Below are 2,621 nucleotides of genomic sequence, written 5' to 3'. Positions count from 1 at the left end.
GGGGGCTCTTTTGCTTCGGCTTTGCCTCGCAACTGCAGAGCAGAGCGTAATTCAAGCCCCTTCCCCCTTAACGCAAACAATTTAAGTAAAATTTATCAAATCATTAAAGCATCAACCCGAAAATATCAGAATTATAACCGTCCAGTATAAACCCAACGTGAATTTCTGCGCCTCTTAACTTACCCTTTCGCGGCTAACGGTAAAGCGTAAAATTTAAACCCCTCCTGCTCAAACCCGCTCGCAAATGCCTGAAATTCGTCAAATTCGGCGCTGTTAAACTCCGCTCGCCAGATCGCGCCCTCCTCGTTAAATTCTCGCTCAAAGCTTAGATTTCGCTTTTCAAAATAGTGCTCAAATCGCGAGCCTAGCGCGTACGGCGTAAAAAACAGGCAAAGCGATTTTATCTCAAATTTAACCAGCGCCCCGCAGTCAGCGGCCTCGTCTATCGCCGCGTTTACCGCTGCGCCATACGCTCGCACGAGTCCGCCCGTGCCTAGCTTTATCCCGCCAAAATACCGAACGATGAGCGCGCCCGCGTTTACGAGCTGGGCGCCTCTAAGCGCGTTTAGCGAGGGTTGCCCGCTCGTGCCCTTTGGCTCGCCGTCGTCGCTTTGATTTTCCACTATCTGGCCGTAGCCGTTTCGCTCGCGCAGCGCCCACACGACGTGCGCGGCCTTTGGATGCTCCGCTTTTAGCTGTTCGTGCAAGGCTTTAAACTCGCAAATCGGGCACAAAAAACATAAAAACGTCGATTTTTTGGCTTCAGTTTTGGTCGATACGACCCGCAAAACCGTTTGCAATTTTCTCCTTTAAATAAAGCCCGATTTTAGCGAAATTTTAAAAATATTCTTATAAAATGGCGGCTAAAATGAAATAAGCTCTCAAAAAGAATGAAAATGTTTAAAAAAATCTCAAAAAAAACGCTTTGGCAAATCATCGCCATGATCGTATCTAGCGCCGTTTTTAGCGGTTCTGGGATCCTAATACTAGCCTTTATCAACAAATACCTCTTAAATTTAAAAGAACAAGACGCTCAAATTTTGCTCGCGTTTTTCGCGCTTTTGATTTTGTTTTTGGGCTTTTCGGTGCTCTCGCGCATCGCTCTTAGCGTGATCGGCAACGATTTTGTCTACGAGCTGCGAGCCAAAACGATAAAAAGGATTCTAGATACCGCAAATCAAAAAATCGTAGCCGCGGGCAAGTCAAATTTGATCGCCTCGCTCTCAAGCGACGTGCGCAGCCTAACCGACGGCTTTATGCAGGTGCCAAGCATCATCCAAGGCGTGCTCATCATCGGCGCGACGGGCGCTTACGTGCTTTATATCTCGGCCGAGATTTTCGTGTTTTTGGTGCTTTGGATGAGCGCGGCGACATGGATTTGCCGATACTTCATCAAAAATATCCACAAATACTACGAACAATGCCGTAACGGCGAGGATGCGCTATACCGCGACTATCAGACCTGCATCGAGGGGCACAGGGAGCTTAGCTTAAATTTAGCCCGCGCGAAGCGGCTTTTTTGGGACCGCTTTATCCCAAACGCAAAAAGCCTGCGCGAAAATATCGTAAAAGCCGAGATCCATCAATCCTTTATGAGCAACTGGCTAAACACCGTGATGCTGGGCGCCGTGGGCATCGAGATATATTTTTGCCTAGCCTACGATACCGCTAGCCTGCAGGATGCGATCACGGTGGCCTTGGCGATACTTTTTTTGCGAGCGCCTCTCATGATGCTGCTTTACTCGGTGCCTAGCGTCTTTCGCGCGCGCATCGCCTACGAGCGGCTAAAAAAGCTAGATCTAGCGCCCTTTGAGCCTGAGTTTGAGCTAGGCGAGACGGCTCCGCAAATTTGGCAAAAACTGCGCCTAAAAGATATAAATTTCGCCTACGACGAGGGGAGCGAATTTGCGCTAAAAGATATAAATTTAGAGATTAGGCGCGGCGAAACGGTCTTTTTGATCGGTAAAAACGGCAGCGGCAAAAGCACGCTATTTATGATTTTAGCGGGGCTTTTAGCGCCAAAAAGCGGCGAGATGTTCGCAGATGACGTCAAGATTACCGAGTTAAATTTAAAAAGCTACGCAAACACGATCAGCGCGGTGTTTAGCGACTTTTATCTCTTTGACGAGGTTATGAGCGACGATCTGGCACTGATAGAGGGGCTACTAAAAAAGATGTCGATAGAAAATAAAGTAAGCGTCAAGGACGGAAATTTCAGCACGCTAAATCTCTCCCAAGGCCAGAAAAAACGCCTCGCTATGGTCGCTGCGCTGCTTGAAAAGCGCAAATTTTTGATCCTTGACGAGTGGGCGGCCGATCAAGACCCCGAGTTTAGGCGGCATTTTTACACGGAGTTTTTGCCGGGGCTTAAGGCGCAAGGCTACACGATTTTTGCAATCAGCCACGACGATGCGTATTTTGACGCGGCGGATAAAATTTACGAGATACGAAACGGGCAGATCGCGCTCGTTAAGGGCTAAAATTCAGCTAAAAACGGTTAAAATAACGGATATCATTTTAAAATCAAGGAGATAGAATGCAGCTAAGCGAGGAAGCAAGAGAAGCAAAAGAGATGGCGCTAGGAATGATGAACGATAATTTCATCGGCCTTACAGAGGATA

The 2,621-nt window shown here is 47.8% G+C and carries 2 protein-coding genes; one reads left to right on the top strand and one right to left on the bottom strand.

The window, feature by feature from the left end:
• Positions 1-179 precede the first annotated feature (179 nt).
• On the bottom strand, positions 180-800 hold the full coding sequence (locus tag Q0338_RS02245) for a YigZ family protein (RefSeq protein WP_298085339.1): 621 nt from the start codon (positions 798-800) through the stop codon (positions 180-182).
• 96 nt (positions 801-896) lie between these two features.
• Here Q0338_RS02245 and Q0338_RS02240 point away from each other — a divergent pair, with 96 nt between their 5' ends.
• Positions 897-2,480, top strand: coding sequence for a cyclic peptide export ABC transporter (locus Q0338_RS02240; protein ID WP_298085338.1), 1,584 nt, complete (start codon positions 897-899; stop codon positions 2,478-2,480).
• Positions 2,481-2,621: the final 141 nt, after the last annotated feature.

The organism is uncultured Campylobacter sp. (assembly GCF_938018145.1).
Lineage (GTDB): Bacteria > Campylobacterota > Campylobacteria > Campylobacterales > Campylobacteraceae > Campylobacter_A.
Note: the sequence above shows the minus strand (reverse complement) of the source record. Positions and strands in the feature narration are given on the sequence as shown.